Consider the following 25407-nt stretch of genomic DNA (forward strand, 5'->3'; position numbering starts at 1 on the left):
AACTGCACTTACGACAATGTTATGAACTTTTATCCTGAAAGGAACTCCCAATAAATGGAGAAAATCAATATTGGATGACCTTCAATACAATATCTATGCAATGAAGGATAAATCCAACTTAATAAAAAGGAACATGATATGAATAACTTAAATAGCGCTCCCGGTGCTAACGGACTTCCGGACTTACACTCAACAAAACCTGCTCAGCCGCAGAGCGCATCAACAGGTGTTGGTTTCGGAAAGGTTGTTACTGCAGTTGAACTGAGACAATTTTGTATGGAGCGTTATGAGAGTTTGCAACAGCAAAGCTACCATACTCAAGGCGAAGGAAGCATTGGTCTCCACCGTTCGGTGGCCGTCAGTGCCGATGGCTGCGCGAAGATCTATAATCGGCAGGCCGATGGATCACTAGCAGAGTCCACCGTTCCCACTACAGGTCCTGTCAGCTCAGCCACCTTAAGCCTCAATGGTCTCCATCTGGTAACCATCAGTAACGATTACACGGCAAAAATTTTTGACCTGCAGGCAGACGGATCATGGACAGAAAAAACCGGTATTTGCCATGGTGACAAGATCAGATCAGCCACCTTTAGCAATGATAACAAGCATCTGGTGACCATCAGTGACGATTACACGGCAAAAATTTTTGACCTGCAGGCAGATGGATCATGGATAGAAAAAGCCTGCATTTACCATGATGACAACATCAGATCAGTCACCTTTAGCTCTGATGACAGGCATCTGCTGACCACCAGTGACGATCACACAGCAAATATTTTTGGGTTGACTGTCGACGGATCATGGGCAGTAAAAGCCACTATTTACCACAGTGCCAAAATCGGAATAGCCACCTTCAGCGCTGATGACAAACATGTGGTGACCGCCAGTGACGATCACACGGCCAAAGTCTATTGCGAGGTGGCCAACGGATCATGGTCAAAACAAATCACCATTGACCACGATGGGCCGATCGAATCATTAATCTTCTACTACGATGGCCGCATCCTGGAGACCACCAGTGAGGATGGAACGAGGCAACTTACTGCTCTGACTTGAAATGATTGTTGGCTTGGAGGCAGAAGTTCCTGACTGCTCAAAACTGAGTTCGATGCAATAAAACAGGGTGCTTCTGGTTATTTAGCTATGGCTCCTTCCCATGCTGGCGAGGTTGTCGCAAAAGCCCAACAACTGGTTCCCACGCTCTGCGTGGGAATGCATACCTCCCCCGAAAAGCGGACTCTGCAGCTCGAGATAAGTATGGGTTCCCACGCTGGGACCCACAGGGCCTAAAAGCATGGGAACCAGAGTTTTGCGATAGCCTCTGGAGCACGGCAAGGAGTCAAACGCATTCCAATAATCAGTCAGCTTTTGCCTGGTCAATACTTTTTGTAATAACACACTTTTTAACTTTCGTCAGTGTGAATGTATATCGACCCTTGTAAGTCATTACATCATCCCCACAAGCTATATAGCCAGGAATTTCAGGATCAAAAAATCCTATTTGTATATTTGAACCAATTTTTATACCTAAGTTCACTAATATAATATTGTCTTCAGTAATCAGTCTGGAGTCTCCTGGTTCGAGAACCCCCCGTAGGTGATCAGTGGCAAAATCGTCTTTAGTTGCAGCAATCGCTGGGTAGACATTGATTCCTTTTTTAGTTGGATCACCTGGGACATTCGAATCGTTTCGGACGGTAAATACAGGGTAAAAATGATGCTGACCTTCTGTGCAAGGGAAAGCAGAGCCTGTAAATTCCCAACCAAGTTCTTTGCTAAGTGTAAAGGTATAATTACAACCTCCTTCATAGTACTTTTGATTTAAAGAACTGTTTAATTTTACATTTATAGGAGTTGGGAACTTATCTACTTTTACTGTGTAGTAATTGGTTTTAGGGTTTACCCCAAAATAGACGCTTCTGTCATGCCTGTCGTATACGACTGAATCCCCATCAAATACTTCTATGGTGTATTCATCTGGATTGTGCAATGCAAAAGAATCAGCAAACAAAGAAAACGGAAAAAATAGCAGCAGAGAAGTTAAAAAGGAGATAATTAATTTCATGATTTCACCCTCGCTATTACTTACCACACTGCCATATGACGATACGGCTCTGTTAAGTCAAACGCGGCCTCGCCCGAAGCATAAGTACTCAACCATACGAAATCATATTTTCTGACTTACTGTTCAGGCACTCGCGGCAACTGCTCCTGCGTTGCTCTAGCTCCTGCATCCATGCAGTCGTGATGCGTTGCAACTCTGGTCACATAGCTTGCTATGTTCCCAGAGTTGCGCCTTGCAGAGCACCTGCCCAATAAGCCAGAAATATTCGATTCCGTATGGCTGAGTACTTAGCGTATGTGCATATAACATGTGTGGCATGTGTGGGACATCCAATATTTTAGCTCATATTAAGAGTTCTACTGAGCTAAATCCTACCAGAGCATATGTGGAGAGCATATGCAGGTCATTGCGACAGCCTCTGGAGCGTGGGAAGGAATCAAAATGCTCTTAATTGAACTTTTAGTACAAGCAAAAGTCTAACTTAATAACCTAATCAATAATAAAGTCTAAAAGCTATTTGCAAAAAGTTAATAAAAGGGAGTATATAACTATGAACATGGAAGCGATTGGTTACATTTCAAAGGTCCTGTTTGACGTACATGACAGAGGTGGCTACCTGATGCATTCAGGCAATGGCTCATCTGTGGGACCCGATTTAAAAATTAAACTTATGGAAGTTTATAATCAGCAGAGCCTTAAATCTTCCAATAAATTTCCGAATGACACACCTATCAATGAAAGAACTGTTGAATTTATTCATATATTGCCCACCCTTGCTCAAACCTCTGATTTTTTTGATAGATTAAACAGGCATGCCGAAAATTTCTGCAGAACGATAGAGAGTAATATTGCTGATTCAATAGAAATACAAGACGCTCTAGAAGAGCTCAACAAGCAATATAGATCGAAGAGGATCAATTTAAAAGAATCTTTAAAGGAACTTAAAGGTGTCGGAAATTTCATAAAATCAATTATAAGTAAAATTTATGACAGAGTTACAATAACTGATAATGAAAAAAAAATATACAAGTTTCTGTTATCCAACATATTAAAGATTGACCAAAATACAGATAATTCAGATGTAGAGTACATTATTAGAACGTTGATAAGATATTTACATCCTGACAAATGTCTTGGTAAGAATAGTGATTTATATTCCTGCATTTTAAGCAATGGATTCGATATTATCAAACAGATAAATAATTTATGGGATGTCGACAAAACAGAGAATTCCAGAAGTCAGAAGGGTATTAGCCATGAATTAACTATTGACTCTTTGATAGAATCGATTGCCAACCTAAACAAAATTGACAACTGCTATCGACTCAAAACTTATGAAAAAATAAAAAAAGAGATGCTGGCACTCAAAGCTAGTGATCTGAAAGATAACCACAAAGAAGAATTATTAATGACGATTATCCAAACCGATTCATCGTCGCTGCTGAAAATAATGATAAATCGCCTATGTATTAATAATTTAAAAATAAACAATGAAACACCGCTTATTTATGCCATCCAGAATTCTGCCGTGGAGATTGTCAAGATATTAATAGAAAAAGAAGATATCAATGCTCTCAGCCTCGAAGGAAAAACACCGCTCCAAATAGCCATTGACTGTTACAAGAAAAAGAAAGATCAGATTTTCACTAGTTGTTTACCTGCGATAATTCTGTTCATATCAGATTATCATAAACTCTCTGTTGATGCTAAGGACTCTGATGGTAAAACCGCATTATGCCATATTGCTTTTCAGGAAAAAATTGATCCAAATAGTCTTCTGATTATAAAAAAACTAATCAGTCTGGGTGCCAATATTGATCAGCCCATTATGCCCGATATAACAGTACGTAGCTTTTTAAAAGGGAAGATAAATAAGAATAAATTTTATGATATTGAGACATTGGCAGATAATCTGTAAGATTTAAGAGTGGGAGTTGAATTTCACGGAGATGACATTGTGGCATTAATTGACGAGTACAATAAAACTTCTCACAATAATGATAAAGCACGTAAAAAAGTTGAAGAGGCGATCAGCAATAGAAAAACACTTCTTCAGAAAAAAGACTACAAAAAAACTGTACTGATGGCAGCTATTGAGTCTAACGCACTAAGTTTCATTCAATTACTATTAAAACGATCTGATTTCAGTCTTGACCAGCTAACAACTGAAGGTGATAGTCCATTAGATTATGCAAGAAAAAAAGGTGCTCATACAATTGTCGAATTTCTGTCCGATGTTGTTTCAACAACCGGTGCTTTCCCAACAAATAGTGGGAATACAAAGCAGTCATCAAATAGTCCATTCACTAACACCTCCACTGACGGAGCCACACCTCCGAAAATACAAAAAATGAGCTGATTTAACTAACTCAAGTACGCATCATCCTGAAAATCAGTCACTATAGGTGACATGGCTCGTTCCCACGCTGGAGAGGGTGTCGCAAAACTCTCTCCAGCCTGGGAACGAGTTGACTCCCGTCATTCCCGGCTTCATTCTCGTCATTCCCGCGAAGGCGGGAATCCACACTGACTCACCACCAGAACCATACTGCCCGGTGTACCCCTGGCCTTGTCATCCCGGAGAAGGCAGAGATCCACCGTTGGCACTGGATTCCCGCCTTCGCGGGAATGACGACTTCAGAGCGTGAGAACGAGCTGTTGAAGTTTTGCAACACACTCGCCCTACGTGGGAATGCATACCTGCCATGAGAAACGGACTCTGCAGCGCGAGCTGGGTATGGGTTCCCACGCTGGGACCCACAGGGTCTAAAAGCATGGGAACCAGTGTTTTGCGACAGCCTCTCTGGTCCGTGGGCACGAGTCAAAATTCTCTTAATTGAACTTTTAGTAGAAGTAAAAGTCTAACGGATGACCTAATCAATAATAAAGTCTAAAAACCATTTACAAAAAATTAATGAAAGGAAGTACATAACTATGAACATGGAAGCGCTTGGTTTGATTTCAAAGGTTCTGTTTGACGAACATAACACAGGTGGCTGCCTGATTCATTCAGGCAACAGCAGATCTGTGGGACGCTTTTTAAAAATTAGACTTATGGAAGTTTATAGTCAGCAGAGCCTTAAATTTTCCAATAAACTTCCGAATGACACACCTATCAATGAAAGAACTATCGAATTCATTCATATATTACCTACCCTTGCTCAAACCTCTGATTTTTTTGATGGATTAAACAGGCATGCCGAAAATTTCTGCAGAACGATAGAGAGTAATATTGCTGATTCAATAGAAATACAAGACGCTCTAGAAGAGCTCAACAAGGAACATAGATCGAAGAGGATCGATTTAAAAGAATCTTTAAGGGAACTTAAAGGTGTCGGAAACTTGATGGATTCAATTCTAAATAAAGTTGAGAACGGAGATAAAATAACCGATAACGAAAAAACAATATTCAAGTTTCTGTTAGCCAACATATTGAAGATTGATCAAAACACAGACAATTCAAATGTAAAGTACATCATCAAAACCTTGACAAAATATTTTCATCCCGATAGATGTTCTGGTAAGAATAGTGATTTATATTCCTGCATTTTAAGCAATGGACTCCGTATTATCGATCACATAAAAATTTTATGGGATGTCGAAAAAACAGAGAATTCCAGAAGTCAGAAGGGTATTAGCCATGAATTAACTATTGACTCTTTGATAGAATCGATTGCCAACCTAAAAAAACTTTCCAGTATGCATCGATTCGAAGCTTATGAAAAAATAAGAAAAGAGATACTGGCAATCAAGGCTAGTGATCTGAAAGATAACGACAAAGAAAGATTATTTATGTCGATTATCCAAGCCGACTCATCAGATTTGATGGAAATAATGATAAATCGCTTGAGTATTAATAATTTAAAAGTCAACAATGAAACACCGCTTATTTATGCTATCCAGAATACTGCCGTGGAGGTTATCAAGATATTAATAGAAAAAGAAGATATCAATGCTCCCGGCCTCGAAAGAATAACACCACTCCAAGTAGCTATTCACTGTTACAAGAAAAGCAAAGATAAGAATGCCAATAGTGATTTTACTGAGATAATTCAGTCCCTATTAGATTGTCATAAACTCTGCGTTGATGCTAAAGACTTTGAGGGCAAGACCGCATTATGCCATATTGCCCTTCAGAAAGAAATTGATTCAACAAGCCTTGAGATTATTAACAAACTAATCAATCTGGGTGCCAATATTGATCAGTGCATTATACGCGATATAACAGTACGTAGCTTTATAAAGAGGAGGCTAAACGAGAAGCAATTTTGTGACATAGAAACATTGGTAGATAATCTGGAAGACTTCAGAAATGGCCGGTTTCCATTGATACCATCGATTGCCAACCTAAAAAAACTTTCCAGTATAGATCGATTCGAAGCTTCTGAAAAAATAAGAAAAGAGATGCTGGCACTCAAGGCTAGTGATCTGAAAGATAACTACAAAGAAAGATTATTAAGGTCGATTATAAAAGCCGACTCATCAGAGCTGATAAAAATAATGATAAATCGGCTAAGTATTAGTAATTTAAAAGTCAACAATGAAACACCGCTTATTTATGCTATCCAGAATACTGCCGTAGAGGTTATCAAGATATTAATAGAAAAAGAAGATATCAATGCTCCCGGCCTCGAAAGAATAACACCACTCCAAGTAGCTATTCACTGTTACAAGAAAAGGAAAGATAAGAATGCGAATAGTGATTTTATTGAGATAATTCAGTCCCTATTAGATTCTCATAAACTCTGCGTTGATGCTAAAGACTTTGAGGGCAATACCGCATTATGCCATATTGCCCTTCAGAAAGAAATTGATTCAACAAGCCTTGAGATTATTAACAAACTAATCAATCTGGGCGCCAATATTGATCAGCGCATTATACGCGATATAACAGTACGTAGCTTTATAAAGAGGAGGCTAAACGAAAAGCAGTTTTATGATATTGAGACATTGGCAGATAATCTGAAAGATTTAAGAGTGGGAGTTGAATTTCACGGAGATGACATTGTGGCATTAATTGACGAGTACAATAAAACTTCTCACAATAATGATAAAGCACTTAAAAAAGTTGAAGAGGCGATCAGCAATAGAAAAACACTTCTTCAGAAAAAAGACTACAAAAAAACTGTACTGATGGCAGCTATTGAGTCTAACGCACTAAGTTTCATTCAATTACTATTAAAACGATCTGATTTCAGTCTTGACCAGCTAACAACTGAAGGTGATAGTCCATTAGATTATGCAAGAAAAAAAGGTGCTCATACAATTGTCGAATTTCTGTCCGATGTTGTTTCAACAACCGGTGCTTTCCCAACAAATAGTGGGAATACAAAGCAGTCATCAAATAGTCCATTCACTAACACCTCCACTGACGGAGCCACACGTCCGAAAATACAAAAAATGAGCTGATTTAACTAACTCAAGTACGCATCATCCTGAAAATCAGTCACTATAGGTGACATGGCTCGTTCCCACGCTGGAGAGGGTGTCGCAAAACTCTCTCCAGCCTGGGAACGAGTTGACTCCCGTCATTCCCGGCTTCATTCTCGTCATTCCCGGCTTCATTCTCGTCATTCCCGCGAAGGCGGGAATCCACACTGACTCACCACCAGAACCATACTGCCCGGTGTACCCCTGGCCTTGTCATCGCGGAGAAGGCAGAGATCCACCGTTGGCACTGGATTCCCGCCTTCGCGGGAATGACGACTTCAGAGCGTGAGAACGAGCTGTTGAAGTTTTGCAACACACTCGCCCTACGTGGGAATGCATACCTGCCATGAGAAACGGACTCTGCAGCGCGAGCTGGGTATGGGTTCCCACGCTGGGACCCACAGGGTCTAAAAGCATGGGAACCAGTGTTTTGCGACAGCCTCTCTGGTCCGTGGGCACGAGTCAAAATTCTCTTAATTGAACTTTTAGTAGAAGTAAAAGTCTAACGGATGACCTAATCAATAATAAAGTCTAAAAACCATTTACAAAAAATTAATGAAAGGAAGTACATAACTATGAACATGGAAGCGCTTGGTTTGATTTCAAAGGTTCTGTTTGACGAACATAACACAGGTGGCTGCCTGATTCATTCAGGCAACAGCAGATCTGTGGGACGCTTTTTAAAAATTAGACTTATGGAAGTTTATAGTCAGCAGAGCCTTAAATTTTCCAATAAACTTCCGAATGACACACCTATCAATGAAAGAACTATCGAATTCATTCATATATTACCCACCCTTGCTCAAACCTCTGATTTTTTTGATGGATTAAACAAGCATGCCGAAAATTTCTGCAGAACGATAGAGAGTAATATTGCTGATTCAATAGAAATACAAGACGCTCTAGAAGAGCTCAACAAGGAACATAGATCGAAGAGGATCAATTTAAAAGAATCTTTAAGGGAACTTAAAGGTGTCGGAAACTTCATAGAATCAATTTTAAATAAAATTGAGAACGAAGTTACAATAACTTATAACGAAAAAAAAATATTCAAGTTTCTGTTAGCCAACATATTGAAGATTGATCAAAATGCAGACAATTTAAATGTAGAGTACATTATTAAAACGTTAACAAAATATTTTCATCCTGATAGATGTTCTGGTAAGAATAGCGATTTATATTCCTGCATTTTAAGCAATGGACTCCGTATTATCGATCACATAAAAAATTTATGGGATGTCGAGAAAACAGAGAACTCCAGAAGTCAAAAGGGTATTAGCCATGAATTAACTATTGACTCTTTAATAGAATCGATCGCCAACATAAACAAAATTCCCAACTGGTATGAACTCAAAGCTCGTGAAAAAATAAGTAAAGAGATGCTGGCACTCAAGGCTAGTGACCTGAAAGATAACCACAAAGAAAGATTATTAATGTCGATTATCCAAACCGACTCATCAGATATGCTGAAAATAATGATAAATCGCCTGGGTATTAATAATTTAAAAGTCAACAATGAAACACCGCTTATTTATGCTATCCAGAATGCTGCCGTGGACGTTGTCAGGATATTAATAGAAATACAAGATATCAATGCTCCCGGCCTCGAAGGAAAAACACCACTCCAAGTAGCTATTTACTGTTACAAGAAAAGGAAAGATATGATTACCGATCGTAATTCTATTAGTGATTTTACTAGGATAATTCAGTTCATATTAGATTGTCATAAACTCTGCGTTGATGCTAAGGACTCTGAGGGTATGACCGCATTATGTCATACTGCCCTTCAGAAAATAATTGATTCAACAAGCCTTGAGATTATTAACAAACTAATCAATCTGGGTGCCAATATTGATCAGCCCATTATACGCGATATAACAGTACGTAACTTTATAAAGGGGAGGCTAAATAAGGAGCAATTTTATGATATAGAGGCATTGGCAGATAATCTGGAAGACTTTAGAAATGGCCGATTTCCATTAATACCATCGATTGCCAAACTAAACAGACTTCCCAACATGGATCGGTTCGAAGCTTATGAAATAATAAGAAAAGAGATGCTGTCACTCAAGGCTAGTGATCTGAAAGATAACTACAAAGAAAGATTATTAACGTCGATTATCCAAACCGACACACCAGATCTGATGAAAATAATGATAAATCGCCTAGGTATTAATAATTTAAAAGCCAACAATGAAACACCACTTATTTATGCTATCCAGAATACTGCCGTGAAGGTTGTCAGGATATTAATAGAAAAACAAGATATCAATGCTCCCGGCCTCAAAGGAAAAACAGCGCTCCAAGTAGCTATTGACTGTTTCAAGAAAAGCAAAGACAAGAATACCAATAGTGATTTTACTGAGATAATTAAGTCCCTATTAGATTGTCATAAACTCTGCGTTGATGCTAAAGACTTTCGGGGCAAGACCGCATTATGCCATATTGCCCGTCAGAGAAGAATTGATTCAACAAGCTATGAGATTATTAACAAACTAATCAATCTGGGTGCCAATATTGATCAGCCCATTAAACGCGATATAACAGTACGTAGCTTTATAAAGAGGAGGCTAAACGAGAAGCAATTTTGTGACATAGAGACATTGGCAGATAATCTGAAAGATACAAGAGTGGGAGTTGAATTTCACGGAGATGACATTGTGGCATTAATTGGCGAGTACAATAAAACTTCTCACAATAATGATAAAGCACGTAAAAAAGTTGAAGAGGCGATCAGCAATAGAAAAACACTTCTTCAGAAAAAAGGCTGCAAAAAAACTGTGCTGATGGCAGCTATTGAGTCTGATTCACTAAGTTTCATCCAATTACTATTAAAACGATCTGACTTCAGTCTTGACCAGTTAACAACTGAAGGTGATAGTCCATTAGATTATGCAAGAAAAAAAGGTGCTCATACAATTGTCGAATTTCTGTCCGATGTTGTTTCAACAGCCGGTGCTTTCCCAACAAATAGTGGGAATACAATGAAATCATCTAAGCGTCCGTTCACTAACTCCTCGACTGACGGAGCCACACCTCCGAAAATACAAAAAATGAGCTGATTTAAATAACTCAAGTTACGCACCATCCTGAAAATCAGCCATTCTGCCAGTGTCAGATAATAAAATTTTGTTGGTTTTACTTATCAACCTGTTATGAACTTCCCTGCAAAAATCGAATCTAAATTCAAGTATCAACTATAGCGCCCCTTGCTTATCAAGGATGAAATACTCACTTTCAAGGAACAAAACATGAATAAAATAGACAATAGCTCCATCGTTCAAGGCCCTCACTCGCCACCACCCAAACGAGCTCGATTGGAAACATCAGCGATTACAAGGGCAGGAAGGAGCATCACGGTATCTGACTGGGAAGAAAAAGAAAAACCTTCATTATCAGTTATATCCCCGTCATCATCTGCCATGATTCTTCACGATTTGGAGCCTCGGGATATCCGCAGTTCAGAACGGGTTTGTCCCCCCCTTCGCGAGACTGTCATAGCTGATAAGGCTCTGGCAAAAGACTGGTATCGTCGGTTTTCTTCAGCACAGCAGTGTCGACTAGGCACTGCCATCAAAACAAAAGATGATAATCAACTTCGTGATTGGTTAGAGTCGTTCTCGAATGACCGGGCGTTGGTGGAGTCACTCATAAATCTCGATCGCGAGGATAGTTGTTTCCCTGCCCGGTTATATTCCACCAAAATCAGGCTGATGTCCGAATGTAAAACATTTAATTTGCTGACAAAAGCCACCATTCACGGAAAAAAACGTATCGCCTCAGCCGCACTCAGTTCCGACGGCCGCTATCTGGTAGCCGTCAATTACCAAAACAAGGCAAAAATCTATCGCCACATGACTGATGGATCATGGGAAAAAGTAACCACCATTTCCCATAAAAGCTTTGTCTACTCAGCTATTTTCAGCCTCGACGGGAAGCATGTGTTGACCGCCAGCCGCGATGGCACAGCAAAAATATATAGTTTGGGGTACGAAGAAGCATGGAAACTGGATGAATCATGGCAACCAAAAGCCATCATTTCCCATGATACCATGGTTCTATCAGCCAACTTTAGCGCCGATAGCCAACATGTGATAACCCACAGTTCGGATGGAAAGGTGCAAATCCATAGCCAGATAGACGATGGATCATGGCAATTGACAGCCACATTTTCCCATAATGATGGTGTCGAATCGGCCAGCTTCAGCCCTGATAGCCGCTATGCAGTCACCGCCAGTTGGGATAGTACGGCGAAAATCCTTGCCCGGAAGACCGATGGATCATGGGAAGAAGAAGCCATCATTGACCATGAGAGTAGTGTCTTATCAGCCACCTTCAGCCCTGATAACCGCCATCTCGTGACCACCAGTAGTGATTGCACTGTAAAAATCCATAGCCGCAAAGACAATGGTTCATGGGAATTAACCGCCATACTACTCCATGATGGTATTGTCGAATCAGCCACCTTCAGTCCCGACTGCCGTCATTTGGTGACTGTCGGCTATGATGGCACAGTGAAAATCTACGCCCGGAAAGACAATGGATCATGGCTAAAAAATGCCATCATTCACCATAAGGATCGCGTCAGGTCAGCCGCCTTCAGCCTTGATGGCCTCCATTTCGTGACCGCCAGTGACGACGGCACGGCGAAAATCATTGGTCAGCTGCCCGATGGGTCATGGGTAGAAAAAGCCTGCATTTCCCATGATGGCTGGGTTCTATCAGCCAGCTTTAGCGACGATGGCAGTCATGTGCTGACCGCTGGTGGCCACATGGTGAAAATCACTGAACTAAAGCGGAGTGATTTATTGCCTGCCCCACCCCTTTTACAGCGTACCTGTACAATCTTGTGATTTTTCTTACTCAACAGGGTGGTCAATGGTTGGATTCTAGCTGGATCAATATTAAACGTCGCTGCTCATTGAGGATACGTACCTGCTTTCAGAGAAAAAAATATGAATGGAATAGACAATAACCCCAGAATTGAAGTTTCACACTCGCCTCCTAAACGAGCTCATTTGCAAACACCAGAGGGTAACCATGCAGACAGGAGCGTCAGGGTACCTGACCAGAAAATAGAAGATAAACCTTCATTGCAGGCTTTAACCCCATTACCACTTTCCATGATTTTTTCCTATTTGGAGTTTAGAGATATCCGCAGCCTGGAACTTACCTGTACCATCCTTCGCACGGCTGTCAAAAAGGATAACGCTCTGGCAAAAGCCTGGTATCGTCGGTTTCCTTCACCACAGCAGTATCAACTAAGAACAGCCATCAAAACAAAAGATGCTACTCAACTCCGTGATTGGTTAAAGTCGTTCACGAATAATCAGGCGTTGTTGAAGTCACTCACAGGCCTCAACCCGGTGGGGGTTTCTGTGCCTGCTCAGTTATATTTCACCAGAGCCAGGCTGATGTCCGAATATAAAATATTTAATTTGGTGAGAAAAGACACCATTTACGAAAATGAATCAGTCGACTCAGCCGTCCTCAGTGTCGATGGCCGCCATCTGTTAATCGCCAACTGCGATTATGCAGCAAAAATCTACCGCCGCATGGCTGATGGATCATGGGAAACAAACACCATCATTCCCCATGGAAGAAGGATCCGCACAGCTATTTTCAGCCCCGATGGGGAGCAAGTTTTAACCGCCAGTTGGGATGACACAGCAAAAATATACCGTCTGGGGTGCGATGGGTCATGGTCAGAAAAAGCCTGCATTTTCCATAATGGCTCGGTTATAAAAGCCAGCTTTAGCGCCAATGGCCGCCATGTGATAACCAACAGCTCGGATAAAACGGCGCAAATCCATAGCCGGAAGGACGATGGATCATGGCAATTGACAGCCACATTTTTCCATGATAATGCTGTTTACTCAGGTAACCTGAGCCCCGATGGCCACCATCTGGTCACCGCCAGTTGGGACAAGACAGCGAAAATCCATCGCCAGAAGACCGATGGATCATGGGAAGAAGCAGTCTTCACTTTTTACCATCAGGATCGAGTCAGTTCAGCCGCCTTCAGCCCTGATGGCCACCATCTGGTGACCGCCAGCGACGATGGCACAGCAAAAATCATCAGCCAGCAGCCCGATGGCTCATGGTTAGAAATAGCCTGCTTTTCCCATGATAAGAAGGTTCTATCAGCCAGCTTCAGCCCCGACTGCCGTCATTTGGTGACCTGCAGTGATTGCAAAGTGAAAATCTACGGCCAGAAAAATAATGGAAAATGGGTAGAAAAAGCCATCTTTAAACATGAGGATCCTGTCACCTCAGCGACCTTCAGCCCTGATGGCCGCCATTTGGTGACCGCCAGTGATGATGGCACAGCGAAAATCATTGGTCTGCAGCTCGATGGCTCATGGTTAGAAAAAGCCTGCATTTCCCATGGATACTGGGTTATATCAGCCTGTTTTAGCGACGATGGCAGTCATGTGGTGACCGCTGGTGACAACACGGCGATAATCACTGAACTACAGTGGAGTGATTTATTGCCTGCTGCCCCACCCCTTCTTCAGCGTATCTGTACAATCTTGTGATTTTTCTTACTCAACACGGGTGGTCAATGAGTGACACCATACGGCCTGTGTTGAAAAAAATAAATTTTGTTAGCTGCACTTAACAACATGTCATGAACTTTCATTCTAAAACCGATTCTAAACCGCTGGATCAATATTAAACGTCGCTGCTCATTGAGGATACGTACCTGCTTTCAGAGAAAAAAATATGAATGGAATAGACAATAACCCCAGAATTGAAGTTTCACACTCGCCTCCCAAGCGAGCTCAATTGCAAACACCAGAGGGTAACCATGCAGACAGGAGGGTCAGGGTACCTGACCAGAAAAGAAAGGATAAACCTTCATTGCAGTTTTTATCCCCATTATCACTTTCCATGATTTTTTCCTATTTGGAGCTTAGGGATATCCGCAGCATAGAACGTACCTGTACCTTTCTTCACGAGGCTGTCAAAGAGGATAAGGCTCTGGCAAAAGCCTGGTACCGTCAGTTTCCTTCACCACAGCAGTATCAACTAAGAACAGCCATCAAAACAAAAGATGCTACTCAACTCCGTGATTGGTTAAAGTCGTTCACGAATAATCAGACATTGTTGAAGTCACTCACAGACCTCAACCCGGTGGGGGCTTCTGTGCCTGCTCAGTTATATTTCACCAGAGCCAGGCTGATGTCCGAATATAAAATATTTAATTTGGTGAGAAAAGATACCATTCACGCAAATGAATGTGTCGACTCAGCCGCCCTCAGTGTCGATGGCCGCCATCTGTTAATCGCCAGTTTCGATTATACAGCAAAAATCTACCGCCGCATGGCTGATGGATCATGGGAAACAAACACCACCATTCCCCATGGAAGAAGGGTCGTCTCAGCTATTTTCAGCCCCGATGGGGAGCAAGTGTTAACCGCCAGTTGGGATGGCACAGCGAAAATATACCGTCTGGGGTGCGATGGATCATGGTCAGAAAAAGCCTGCATTTTCCATAATGACTCGGTTCTGGCAGCCAGCTTTAGCAGCAATGGCCGCCATGTGATAACCAACAGTTCGGACAGAACGGCGCAAATCCATAGCCGGAAGGACGATGGATCATGGCAATTGACAGCCACATTTTTCCATAATGAAGCTGTTTACTCAGGCAACTTGAGCCCCGATGGCCACCATGTAGCCACCGCCAGTTGGGACAAGACAGTGAAAATACATCGCCAGAAAACCGATGGATCATGGGAAGAAGCAGCCTTCACTTTTAACCATCAGAATCGTGTCAGTTCAGCCACCTTCAGCCCTGATGGCCGCCACCTGGTGACTGCCAGCGAAGATGGCACGGCGAAAATCATTAGTCAGCAGCTCGATGGCTCATGGTTAGAAATAGCCTGTATTTCCCATGATCACACGGTTCTATCAGCCACCTTCAGCCCCGATAACCACCATGTGGTCACCACCAGTTGGGATAATACAGTGAAAATCCATCGCCAGAAAAACAATGGATCATGGGTAATAAAAGCCACCTTTAAACATAATGATCCTGTCAGCTCAGCGGCCTTCAGCCCTGATGGCCGCCATTTGGTGACCGCCAGTAATGATGGCACAGCGAAAATCATTGGTCTGCAGCGCGATGGGTCATGGTTAGAAAAAGCCCGCATTTCCCATGGATACCGGGTTATGTCAGCCAGTTTTAGCGACGGTGGCAGTCATGTGGTGACCGCTGGTGGCAACAAGGTGATAATCACTGAACTACAGTGGAGTGATTTATTGCCTGCTGCCCCACCCCTTCTTCAGCGTATCTGTACCATCTTGTGATTTTTCTTACTCAAGAGGGTGTCGCAAAACTTCAACAGCTCGTTCTCACGCTCTGAAGTCGTCATTCCCGCGAAGGCGGGAATCCAGCGCCAACAGTGGGTCTCTGCCTTCTCGGGGATGACAAGGCCGGGGGGCACCGGGCAGTATGGTTCTGGTGGTGAGTCAGTGTGGATTCCCGCTTTCGCGGGAATGACGAGAAACTTCACCAGATGTCATGAACTTTCATTCTAAAACCAACTCTAAGCAGCTGGATGAATATTGAACATCGTTGCTCATCGAGGATAGCTACCTGCTTTCAGAGAAAAAAATATGAATGGAACAGATAATAACGCCAGAACTCAAGTTTCGCTCTTACCACCTGAGCAAGTTCGTATGGAAACACCAAGGGGTACCTATGCGGGCAGGAGTATCAGGGTACCTGACGAGAAAATGGAGGATCAACCTTCATTGCGGAAATTACCCTCATTAGCATTTTCCAGGATTTTTCGTTATCTGCAGCTCCGGGATATCCGCAGTTTAGAACAGGTATGTAACTTCCTTCACAAGGTTGTCAAAGAAGATAATGCTCTGGCAAAAGCCTGGTATCGTCGGTTTTCTTCGTCACACCAGTACCAACTGAAGATGTCTATGACTGCAAAAAACAAGAATCAACTTTATGATTGGTTTGAGTCGTTTACCAGTGATCAGGCACTGGTGAAATCACTGGCAGACCGCAACCCGGAGGAAGTTTATGTACCCGCTCTGTTTTTTTTCACCAAGAGTAAACTGATGTCTGAATGTAAAACGTTTAAATTAGTTACAGCATCAAAGATTAAGAAAAATGAACAGGTAACTTCAGCCAGCCTCAGTGTTGATGGCCGCCATATGATCACCACCTGTATTAATGACTCAGCAAAAATCTTCGTCAATAAGCCTGACGGATCATGGCAACCAGAGGCCATCTTTCCTCATGCCAAAGCGGTCACTTCTGCCAGCTTCAGCCCCTCTGGTGACCATGTGGTGACTGCCAGTAAAGATGGCACGGCTATAATTTACGGCCTTAAGGCCGACAGGTCCTGGGAACCAGTGGGCCGCATTTCCCATACCAAAAAAGTCCAATCAGCCACCTTCAGCACCGATGGCCGCCGTGTGGTGACCGCCAGTTCCGATATGTCGGCGAAAATCTATGGCCTCAAGGACGATGGGTCCTGGGAAAGTGAAGCCACTATACTCACGAACAGTCCGATCATATTTGCTACTTTCAGCCCCGATGGCTACCACCTAATAACCGCGTGTTTAGTTGACACGGCGAAAATCCATACTCAGCAGACCGATGGATCATGGCGAGAAAAAGCTACCATTCCCCATTTTGATATGGTCATCTCAGCCGCCTTCAGTCCCGATGGCCGCCATGTGGTGACCGCCAGTATGGATAAAACGGCAAAAATCAATGGCCAAAAGGCCGATGGGTCATGGGAACCAGAAGACACCATTCACCATATTAGCCGTGTGCTCACAGCCAACTTCAGCCCCGATAGCCGCTATGTGGTAACTGCCAGTTTGGAAGGCACGGTAAAAATCCATAGCCAGAGAGCCGATGGATCATGGCAGCCAGAAGCCAACATTGTCCATGAACAGGGAGTCTTCTCAGGCATTTTCAGCCCTGATGGCCGGAATGTAGTGACCGCAGGCAATGACGGAACAGCAAAAATCATTGGCAAAAAGGACGATGGGACATGGTTAGAAAAAGCCTGCATTTCCCACAAGGATGGCTGCTGGATCAACTCAGCCAGCTTCAGCACCGATGGCCAATATGTGGTAAGCGTCGCCAGCAACCGCTCGGTCAAAATCACTGAACTGCGGAAGAATCATTCATTGTTTAGCGTCACTGAGTGACGCCATTCTGCCTGTGTTGAAAGATAGAAATTATTAACCATTGTCCGGAATCAGAGTCCTGTTTTTGTTAGTTGAACTAAACAACATGTCATGAACTTTCCCTCTAAATCCGATTCTAACTACCTGAATCAATATTGGACGTCTTTGCCATACTCACTTTCAGGGAAATAAAATATGCATGGAATAGATAATCAATCGAGCACCGATGGTTCACACTCACCACCACCCGGGCAAGTTCGTTTGGAAACACCAAAGGTTATCTGCGCGGGCAGGAGCGTCACTGAACCCGACAAGGAAACCGAGAATAAACCTTCATTGCAGGTTTTATCTTCATTATCACTTTCCATGATTTTTTCTCATTTGAAGTTTCGGGATGTTAGCAGCTTAACAAAAGTATGTACCCGCTTTCGCGACCTTATCAACGAAGATAACGCTCTGGCAAAAGCCTGGTATCGACAGTTTTCTTCACCACACCAGTATCAACTCAGGAAAACCATCAATACAAAAAATGGGAATCAACTCCGTGCCTGGTTGCAGTCATTTACTAATGATGAGGCGGTACTGACGTCGTTCAAAGATTGCAAACCTGAGAGTGTTTATTTACCTGCACGGTTATATTTCACCAAGACTAAGCTGATGTCCGAGTGTAAAACCTTTAAATTGGTTAATAAAGCCACCATCAAGGAAGACAGGGCTATCAGAACAGCTCTCCTCAGTGTTGACGGCCGCCATATGGTAACCGTCGCTGAAGACCCAAGAGAAAGAACGCCGCAAATCTACGTTTATAAGACTGACGGATCATGGGAAAATATAACCACCATTCCCCATGAGGACTGGGTCAACTCAGTTATTTTTAGCCTCGATGGTGACCGTGTGTTGACCGCCTGTAGCGATGGCACAGTGAAAATCTATGACAAGGAGGCTGATGGGTCATGGAAACATAAAGCGACCCTTGCAAATAATCGTCATTCATTAAGCTTCATTGCCGATGAGCGCCATGTCTTGACTACCAGCAGGGACGGAACGACGATGATCCATGGCCTGAAAGACGATGGATCATGGGAATTACCAACCACCCTTTCCCATAATGCACGTATCGAATCAGCCGCCCTCAGCGCCGATGGCTGCCATCTGGTCACAGCGGGTTTTGATTACACAGCAAAAATACACAGTCAGAAGACCGATGGATCATGGGAAGTGAAAGGTATCATTCCCCATAAAAGTCTCGTCTACACGGGCAACTTCAGCCCGGACAGTCACTATATCGTGACCGCCAGCCGTGATTTCACAGCGAAAATCTATGGCAGGCAGGCCAATGGGTCATGGCTGCCAGAAATCACCATTGAACACGATTGTGCTGTCAAGTCAGCCACCTTCAGTCCCGATGGCCATTACGTGCTCACTGCCAGTAACGACTGCACGGTGAAAATTTATTACCTGAACGCTGATGAAAAATGGATAAAAAAAGCCACCTTTAACCATGACGATGGGGTCAATTCAGCCAGCTTCAGCCCTGATAGTCGCCATCTGGTCACTGCCAGCTGGGACGGAACGGCGAAAATCATCGGCCAGAACGACGATGGATCATGGTCAGAAAAAGCCAGAATTTACCACAAAGGCAACGTCTTATATGCTACCTTCAGCGCCGATGGCAGCCATGTGATTACTGCCGGCAGGGACTGTGAGGTGCAAATCACTGAACTACGGATGAATGATTCATTACCTGCTGTCATTGTCTGACATCTTTCTGCGCAGGCGAAAAGACAGAAACTTTGTTAGTTGCACTTAACACAATGTTTTGAACTTATCATTCCGAAACAGTTTCTAACCTGAATGATTAACTTTCGAACGTCTCTATTGGACGAAGATAATTCCAAATTTTTCAGGAGTCAGACATGCACGGAATAGATAATAATCCCTTCGTTGAAGGTCCGGTCTCACCACCAAAGCTAGCTCGACTGGCAACACCAGCGAATGACAGCGCGGGCAGGAGCGTCACTGTTGCTGGTGAGGAAAAAAAGCAAAGACCATCACTACTGTCTTTATTCTCACCTTCCATGATTTTTCGCTGTTTGCAGCTTAGAGATATTGACAATACAACACTGACACGCGAGCGCCTTGGAACGGCTTTCAAAGAACAGAATGCTCTGGCAAAAGCCTGGTATAGCCAGTTTTCTTCAGCACACCAGCAGCAACTGAATACGGCCATCAATGCAAAAGACAGGAATCAAATTCGTGATTGGTTGAAGCCCTTTATGGAAGATAAGGCGTTAGCCGAGTCAATGGCAAATCTCTCGCTGGAGAGCGATTATTCGCCTGCGCTGTTATATTTCACCAGAACCCGGCTAATGTCTCAATGTGAAACATTTAATCTGAATACAGAAGCCACTATTCACGAAAATAGTTTGATCAACTCAGCCGCCCTCAGCGTCGATGGCCGTCATCTTGTGACTGCCAATGATAACCATGAGGCAACTATCTATGACCATAAGAGTGTTGGATCATGGGTAAAAAAAACCAGCATTCCCCATAACTGCAGGGTCAAACCACCCATGTTCAGCCCTGATGGTCTGCATTTGCTAACAATCAGCAGCGATTGCACGGCGAAAATATATAGCCTGGGGTCCGATGAATCATGGGCATTATCAACCACCCTCACCCTGCGCAATGATGGTATTGTCCAATCAGCCGCTTTCAGCAGCGATGGCTGCCATGTGATAACCGTCTTTCGGGATCACACAGCGAAAATCCATAGCCGGATGGACGATGGATCATGGGCAGTAACAGCCAGCCTTTCCCGGGATCCTATCGAATCATGTAAATTCATGAGGGCCGATGACGCCAATGAGATATCTGCCACCTTCAGCACCGATGGCAACCATTTGGTAATCACCTGGGGGAATCACACAGCGAACATCCATAGCCGGAAGACCGATGGATCCTGGGACTTAGAAGGTATCATTTCCCATAAAAAAACGATCAATTCAGTCAGCTTCAGCCCCGATGACCGCTATGTAGTGACTGCCAGCAGAGACAAAGAGGCGAAAATCTTTACCAGGGATAGCAATGGATTATGGGTACAAATAGCCACCATTGACCACGAGGATTCTGTCAACTCAGCTGCCTTCAGCCCCGATAGCCGCCATATAGTGACTGCCAGTCATGATGGTACAGTGAAAATTTACTACCTGGACGCTAATGAATCATGGCAAATAAAAGCCGTGATTGAACATTCTGACGCTGTGTGTTCTGCCACCTTCAGCCTTGATGGCCAACTTATAGCGACGGCTTGCGATAACGGTATAGTAAAAATTATTGCTCAGGCGATCGATGGGTCATGGTCAGAAAGAGCCAGCATCAGCGATTATGACAGGATTACGACAGCCAACTTTAGCGCCGATAATCGCTATGTGGTAACCGCCAGTTGGGATGGAACAGTGCAAATCAATGAACTGCAGAGAAATAAATGAATGCTTTTCAATGACTAACGACATTGCACCTGTGCTGAAAAAACCTTCACTGCAGCATTTATCCTTGTTACCTCTTGCCAGAGTATCAACCAAGAACAGCCATCACCTCAAAAAACAGGCATCAACTCAGTGACTGGTTTGAATCGTTTTCGAAGGCTGAGAAGGTTGCCGAGCCACATACAGATCTCGAAAAAAATGTTAGTTGTACTTAACAAAATGTTTTGAACTTTCATTCCAGAACAGTCTCTAAATCATCATACACTTTTCGAACTCTCTGTTGATCGAAGATAAATTCCAAACTTTTCAGGAGTCAGACATGCACGGAATAGATAATAATCCCATCGTTGAAGGTCCAGTCTCACCACCAAAGCGAGCTCGACTGGCAACACCAACCAATGACAGCGCGGGCAGGAGCGTCACTGTTGTTGGCGAGGAAAAAAAGCAAAGACCATCACTAGTGTCTTTATCCTCACCTTCCACAATTTTTCGCTGTTTGCAGCTTAGAGATATTGACAATACAACACTGAGACGTGAACACCTTGGAACGGCTTTCAAAGAACAGAACGCTCTGGCAAAAGCCTGGTATCAACAGTTTTCTTCAGCACACCAGCAGCAACTGAATACGGCCATCAATGCAAAAGACAGGAATCAAATTCGTGATTGGTTGCAGCCCTTTATGAAAGATGAGGCGTTAGCCGAGTCAATGGCAAATCTCTCGCTGGAGAGCGATTATTCGCCTGCGCTGTTATATTTCACGAGAACCCGGCTAATGTCTCAATGTGAAACATTTAATCTGAATACAGAAGCCACTATTCACGAAAATAATATAATCAACTCAGCCGCCCTCAGCGTCGATGGCCGTCATCTTGTGACTGTCAATGATAAGCATAAGGCAACTATCTATGACCATAAGAGTGTTGGATCATGGGTAAAAAAAACCAGCATTCCCCATCACTGCAGGGTCAAATCACCCATGTTCAGCCCTGATGGTCAGCATTTGCTAACAATCAGCAGCGATTACACGGCGAAAATATATAGCCTGGGGTCCGATGAATCATGGGCATTATCAACCACCCTCACCCTGCGCAATGATGGTTATGTCCAGTCAGCCGCTTTCAGCAGCGATGGCTGCCATGTGATAACCGTCTGTTGGGATCACACAGCGAAAATCCATAGCCGGATGGACGATGGATCATGGGCAGTAACAGCAAGCCTGTCCCAAGGTTGTATCGACTTAAGTGAATTCACGTGCCCCCAGGACGTCAATGAAATATCTGCCACCTTCAGCACCGATGGCTGCCATTTGGTCATCGTCTGGGGGAATCACACAGCGTACATCCATGGCCAGAAGGCCGATGGATCCTGGGAATTAGAAGGTACCATTTCCCATTGTGGGACCATCAAATCAGTCAGCTTCAGCCCCGATGGCCGCTATGTAGTGACTGCCAGCAAAGACGAAGAGGCGAAAATCTTTGGCAGGGATAGCAATGGATTGTGGGTAGAAATAGCCACCATTGAGCACGAGGGTTGTGTCAACTCAGCTACCTTTAGCCCCGACAGCCTCCATTTGGTGACTGCCTGTAATGACGGCACGGTGAAAATCTATTACCTGAACGCTGATGAAAAATGGCAAGAAAAAGCCGTCATTAAAGATGACAGAGCTGTGGCCTTAGCCAGATTCAGTCATGATGGCAGCCATATCGTGACGATTTGCCGGAACTGGACAGCAAAAATCATTGGTCAGACGAGCGATGGGTCATGGTCAGTAAAAGCCTGTATTACCCATGATGACTTTATCCTTTCAGCCACCGTCAGCGCCGATAGTCGCTATGTGGTAACCGCCGGTTGGGATGAAACAGTACAAATTACTGAACTGCAGAGCAATAATTGAATGCTTTTCACTGACTAACGACATTGCACCTGTGCTGAAAAAACCTTCATTGCGGCTGTCCCAAAACTCAGACAGGGGGAGCCTCACGACTCCCTCACCCATTGTTGCAAGCGAAGAAGAATGTGGCTTTGAAAGATTTTAATCTTCAAACTGATTTGTCTTTTTTGGCGCCAACCAGAAGTCCATCCTATGTTGAGTGCCTGATTTAACATTTGGTTGACCATTCTGCAGGGTAGCGGTTCATAAGATAGGAACGATATTCCCAGACATAGCCGAAGATTAAGACGACAAGGTACATACATGGCTTCATCAGTTAAGGCTTCCAATATAGTCAGGCAGTTCAGGTCCGTTCCAGTGTTATCCTGTTTGCTCTGCTTTCTGTTCACACCCTCACAACTTCTGGCAGTGAACTGTATAAAGTGCGGCCGTGAGTACAGTGATGACTTATTTAAAGAATCTGAACCCTGCCACTTATGTCGAACGAAAGACGGTTCTGATTCTGCTGATGAGGGTCATGATTTAAATCCCGGTACGCAGGCAGATGAATCACAGGGGACTCTGGGTCTTACCGTAGATATATTCAGGCGTGCAGCACAGGCAACTCCTGAAAATATGGTCCTGTCCCCTGATGGTATTTTTCAGACACCGTCACTGTTACTGATGGGGGCCACTGATGAAACCCGGGAATTGCTTGATAATAATCCCATCGTTGAAGGTCCGGTCTCATCACCAAAGCGAGTTCGACTGACAACACCAACCAATGACAGCGCGGGCAGGAGCGTCACTCTGGTTGGCAAGGAAAAAAAGCAAAGACCATCACTACAGTCTTTACCCTCATTTTCCACGATTTTTCACTGTTTGCAGCGCGGAAATATTGACAATACAAGACTGAGATGTATGCGCCCTGGAACGGCTCTCAAAGAAGAGAACGCTCTGGCAAAAGTCTGGTATGGCCAGTTTTCTTCAGCACACCAGCAGCAACTGAATACGGCCATCAATGCAAAAGACAGAAATCAAATTCGTGATTGGTTGAAGCCCTTTGTGAAGGATGAGGCGTTAACCGAGTCAATGGCAAATCTCTCGCTGGAGAGCGACTATTCGCCTGCGCTGTTATATTTCTCCAGAGCCCGGCTAATGTCTCAATGTGAAACAATTAATCTGAATACAGAAGCCACTATTCACGAAAATAATATGATCAACTCAGCCGTCCTCAGCGTCGATGGCCGCCATCTTGTGACCGCCAGTGAAAACAATGAGGCGTTTATCTACGGCCAGGAGACTGTTGGTTCATGGGTAAAAAAAACCAGCCTTCCCAACCACTGCAGGGTCAAATCACCCATCTTCAGCCCTGATGGTCAGCATTTGCTATCGATCAGTACCGATTACACGGTGAAAATATATAGCTTGGAGTCCGATGAATCATGGGCGTTATCAGCCACCCTCATCCTGCACAATGATGGTATTGTCCAGTCAGCCACTTTCAGCAGCGATAGCTGCCATGTGATAACCGTCTGCCGGGATCACACAGCGAAAATCCATAGCCGGATGGACGATGGATCATGGGCATTAACAGCCAGCCTTTCCGGAGGTCATATCGAATCAAGTCAATTCAGGAAGGCCGATGACGTCAATGAAATATCTGCCACCTTCAGCACCGATGGCAACCATTTGGTAATCACCTGGGGGAATCACACAGCGAACATCTATAGCCAGAAGGCCGATGGGTCGTGGGAATTAGAAGGTATCATTTCCCATAAAATGAGCATTAACTCAGCCAGTTTCAGCCCCGATGATCGCTATGTAGTGACTGCCAGCAAAGACAAAGAGGCAAAAATCTTTGGTAGGGATAGCAATGGTTTATGGGTAAAAATAGCCACCATTGAGCACGAGGCTTCTGTCAACTCAGCTGCCTTCAGCCCCGATAGCCGCCATATAGTGACTGCCAGTCATGATGGTACAGTGAAAATCTACTACCTGGACGCTAATGAATCATGGCAAGAAACAACCGTGATTGAACATTCTGACGCTGTGCGTTCTGCCACCTTCAGCCTTGATGGCCAGCTTATAGTAACGGCTAGCGATAACGGTATAGCAAAAATCATTGGTCAGGACACCGATGGGTCATGGTCAGAAAGAGCCAGCATTAGCCATGATGACAGGATCACGACAGCCAACTTTAGCGCCGATAATCGCTATGTGGTGACCGCCAGTTGGGATGGAACAGTGCAAATCAATGAACTGCAGAGAAATAATTGAATGCTGTTCACTGAGAGACGCCATTCGGCAATTAACCAGCTCAATGCTTTACGTAAGTACCTAACCAGGTACTTAATTGCTAATCAAGATAAATACTCAGTCTCTGG

Annotated in this window: 17 protein-coding genes; 15 read left to right on the forward strand and 2 right to left on the reverse strand. The window is 43.7% G+C overall.

From position 1 onward, the window contains the following. The first annotated feature begins 138 nt into the window (after positions 1-138). The gene (locus ACOJUO_RS20595; protein ID WP_422137989.1) at positions 139-1056 is read left to right on the forward strand and encodes a WD40 repeat domain-containing protein; all 918 of its coding nucleotides are present in this window, start codon (positions 139-141) and stop codon (positions 1054-1056) included. A 301-nt stretch (positions 1057-1357) separates the two neighbouring features. Here the strand turns inward: ACOJUO_RS20595 and ACOJUO_RS20600 are convergent, their stop codons facing one another. Continuing rightward, entirely contained in the window at positions 1358-2065 is a 708-nt protein-coding gene (locus tag ACOJUO_RS20600) for a hypothetical protein (RefSeq protein WP_422137990.1), read from the reverse strand. A gap of 550 nt (positions 2066-2615) precedes the next feature. Here ACOJUO_RS20600 and ACOJUO_RS20605 point away from each other — a divergent pair. From ACOJUO_RS20605 to ACOJUO_RS20645, 9 genes are all read left to right on the forward strand, one after another. Continuing rightward, positions 2616-3983, forward strand: a complete 1368-nt coding sequence (locus ACOJUO_RS20605) for an ankyrin repeat domain-containing protein (protein WP_422137991.1) — start codon at positions 2616-2618, stop codon at positions 3981-3983. A 39-nt stretch (positions 3984-4022) separates the two neighbouring features. Beyond that, complete coding sequence (locus ACOJUO_RS20610) at positions 4023-4424, forward strand: ankyrin repeat domain-containing protein (protein WP_422137992.1); 402 nt, start codon at positions 4023-4025, stop codon at positions 4422-4424. 109 nt (positions 4425-4533) lie between these two features. Further along, entirely contained in the window at positions 4534-4713 is a 180-nt protein-coding gene (locus ACOJUO_RS20615) for a hypothetical protein (protein WP_422137993.1), read from the forward strand. 286 nt (positions 4714-4999) lie between these two features. After that, entirely contained in the window at positions 5000-7474 is a 2475-nt protein-coding gene (locus ACOJUO_RS20620) for an ankyrin repeat domain-containing protein (RefSeq protein WP_422137994.1), read from the forward strand. Between the two features lie 109 nt (positions 7475-7583). Continuing rightward, positions 7584-7784 (forward strand): hypothetical protein, encoded by a 201-nt coding sequence (locus tag ACOJUO_RS20625; protein WP_422137995.1) that lies wholly within the window; start codon positions 7584-7586, stop codon positions 7782-7784. 286 nt (positions 7785-8070) lie between these two features. Further along, positions 8071-10557 (forward strand): ankyrin repeat domain-containing protein, encoded by a 2487-nt coding sequence (locus ACOJUO_RS20630; RefSeq protein ID WP_422137996.1) that lies wholly within the window; start codon positions 8071-8073, stop codon positions 10555-10557. Between the two features lie 189 nt (positions 10558-10746). Further along, positions 10747-12348, forward strand: a complete 1602-nt coding sequence (locus tag ACOJUO_RS20635; protein WP_422133809.1) for a WD40 repeat domain-containing protein — start codon at positions 10747-10749, stop codon at positions 12346-12348. 102 nt (positions 12349-12450) lie between these two features. Continuing rightward, complete coding sequence (locus ACOJUO_RS20640; RefSeq protein ID WP_422137997.1) at positions 12451-14034, forward strand: F-box/WD repeat-containing protein; 1584 nt, start codon at positions 12451-12453, stop codon at positions 14032-14034. A 187-nt stretch (positions 14035-14221) separates the two neighbouring features. After that, the gene (locus ACOJUO_RS20645) at positions 14222-15808 is read left to right on the forward strand and encodes an F-box/WD repeat-containing protein (protein WP_422137998.1); all 1587 of its coding nucleotides are present in this window, start codon (positions 14222-14224) and stop codon (positions 15806-15808) included. Here ACOJUO_RS20645 and ACOJUO_RS20650 read toward each other — a convergent pair. Continuing rightward, on the reverse strand, positions 15784-16014 hold the full coding sequence (locus ACOJUO_RS20650; RefSeq protein WP_422133812.1) for a hypothetical protein: 231 nt from the start codon (positions 16012-16014) through the stop codon (positions 15784-15786). The genes ACOJUO_RS20645 and ACOJUO_RS20650 overlap by 25 nt on opposite strands. Positions 16015-16117: 103 nt before the next feature. Here ACOJUO_RS20650 and ACOJUO_RS20655 point away from each other — a divergent pair, with 103 nt between their 5' ends. From ACOJUO_RS20655 to ACOJUO_RS20675, 5 genes are all read left to right on the forward strand, one after another. Then, a complete protein-coding gene (locus ACOJUO_RS20655) occupies positions 16118-17683 on the forward strand; it encodes an F-box/WD repeat-containing protein (protein WP_422133813.1) in 1566 nt (521 codons plus the stop codon). A 174-nt stretch (positions 17684-17857) separates the two neighbouring features. Then, a complete protein-coding gene (locus ACOJUO_RS20660; protein ID WP_422137999.1) occupies positions 17858-19423 on the forward strand; it encodes an F-box/WD repeat-containing protein in 1566 nt (521 codons plus the stop codon). Between the two features lie 155 nt (positions 19424-19578). Then, entirely contained in the window at positions 19579-21153 is a 1575-nt protein-coding gene (locus tag ACOJUO_RS20665; protein WP_422138000.1) for a WD40 repeat domain-containing protein, read from the forward strand. 316 nt (positions 21154-21469) lie between these two features. Then, entirely contained in the window at positions 21470-23044 is a 1575-nt protein-coding gene (locus tag ACOJUO_RS20670; protein ID WP_422138001.1) for a WD40 repeat domain-containing protein, read from the forward strand. 300 nt (positions 23045-23344) lie between these two features. Beyond that, the gene (locus ACOJUO_RS20675) at positions 23345-25300 is read left to right on the forward strand and encodes a hypothetical protein (protein WP_422138002.1); all 1956 of its coding nucleotides are present in this window, start codon (positions 23345-23347) and stop codon (positions 25298-25300) included. Positions 25301-25407 lie beyond the last annotated feature (107 nt).

This window comes from Endozoicomonas sp. ALC020 (genome assembly GCF_049275935.1).
In the GTDB taxonomy this organism is placed as follows: Bacteria; Pseudomonadota; Gammaproteobacteria; order Pseudomonadales; family Endozoicomonadaceae; genus Endozoicomonas_A.